This is a genomic window from Xanthovirga aplysinae, from assembly GCF_009711365.1.
GTDB classification, from domain to species: Bacteria; Bacteroidota; Bacteroidia; order Cytophagales; family Cyclobacteriaceae; genus Xanthovirga; species Xanthovirga aplysinae.
Map to the genome: position 1 here is coordinate 530 of NZ_SMMB01000279.1, position 441 is coordinate 970.

1 protein-coding gene is annotated in these 441 nt (G+C 33.6%); it reads right to left on the reverse strand.

The features are described from left to right. The coding region (locus E1171_RS23330; protein ID WP_222931306.1) for a hypothetical protein at positions 1 to 441 on the reverse strand (441 nt) is incomplete at both ends.

Below are 441 nucleotides of genomic sequence, written 5' to 3' on the forward strand. Positions count from 1 at the left end.
AATTATTTGCATCTGTAAGATCTATTTGGAAGGGATCACCTATTTCGTTAACACTCCCATTAATATTAATCCAGGCTCCCTGATAATTATCATCATTATTATTACCAACAATCAGGTTAGTAAAACTCATAACATTGGAGTTCCCATCTTGATAAGCCCGAATTCTCAGCACATTATCATCATTTCTGTTCCCTATAATGGCATTATTAGTTATTATTTCATTAGAGACACCTTGCTGATCGGCATAAAAATCAAAATTATTGTCATCGTTGTTTACTCCCCCACTCACTGTAATCACATTTGCACCTTGGATAATATTAGATTCACCATCCTGATGTGCATGAAAATTCATGCTATTATCATCATTATTATTACCAACAATTTGGTTGATATTCCTAATGGTATTACCTACCCCATTTTGATTGGCATCAAAATCCTGTA